Annotated in this window: 1 protein-coding gene; it reads right to left on the reverse strand. The window is 51.5% G+C overall.

Annotation, left to right across the window (positions count from 1 at the left end):
* Window positions 1–909, reverse strand: a 909-nt coding sequence (locus JX325_RS17510) for a phage portal protein (protein WP_204792276.1), incomplete at its 3' end; no start/stop codon positions are given.
* Window positions 910–1,109: the final 200 nt, after the last annotated feature.

The raw sequence follows: 1,109 nt of genomic DNA on the forward strand, positions 1-1,109 counted from the left end.
GTTCAGCATCGTCTTATCGTCGGCAGTACCGTCCATGATGCTTTGAGTGAGACCTAACTGGCTGTAAAGCATACTCGTTAAGAACTCAATCTGGCTCATGAGGTTGTTGTCGACGGGCCGGTTCAGCTGGACTACATGCTCCGTTCCATCGGTGTATGCGACACCATACTTGGAACCGGACAACTGCTCCTCGATATCTTTACGGCGTTGCTCCGCCTGTTGACGCCTTGCCGCTGTCTTGATGACATAGGGCAACTGAATGATGAGGTTGAGCTTTCCAGAGCCGCTCTGTTCATCAATCGCATCCAAAATGTTGAGCTTCCGAATCAATCGCTGCATGGTGGAGTTGGGCTCGTTCATTACGGAGTAGAACGGATTTTCCACGATACCGACGGTGCGCTTCGGCACCACGATGTCCTCTTTTTCGCCCTTTTGGTCATTGTAGACGCGAACTTTCACATGCTGGGGATACCATTCCAGGATCTTGCCAGTCCGCATCGTATTGATGTCAAACCCACCAGTCGTCGACGGGTCAAACGTTGTATCAACCGGTACGATGGCAACGCAGCCTTCGTCCAACATGGACATGATGATGTCCTGGAAAAAAGCTCTGCCGGTCTGGTCGATGTTGGCCTCAAGGGTCAGACAGTTGTTCAGCCCAGAGTCAATCACTTCCTTAAAGCGGTTCTCCTCATCCAGCCGGACGTGCTGGACTGTCATAGACGAGCCGTCCAGCGCGATACGGTTGTAAACAGAGGTAACGATTGACCGCTCGTTGCCACGACTGAAAATAGGTCGGTCAGGGCGATAGGAATAGCTGGGGCCAATAGGGCGATAGAAAATCGAGGAGTCGCGATTGCGGAACGCATTCCAGGCATGTCTCAGCCTGGAGCCAAGTGCCATTTCCATTCGGAACTCATCACCTCCTTTTTGGGCAAAAAAAATTCCGCAGACCGTGAACGGTGTGCGAATCGAAAGGGTGTTTATTCAAATGCTTCCGGATTGTGCTTGAAAGCGATGTAGGCATCCATCATAGAGGCCACGGCGTCGATTTTCTGCTCATATCGCTTCTTCAGCAATTTCCGGTTTCCGTTGGTATCCTCCATGGT

This window comes from Oscillibacter sp. CU971 (assembly GCF_905219725.1).
In the GTDB taxonomy this organism is placed as follows: Bacteria; Bacillota; Clostridia; order Oscillospirales; family Oscillospiraceae; genus Oscillibacter.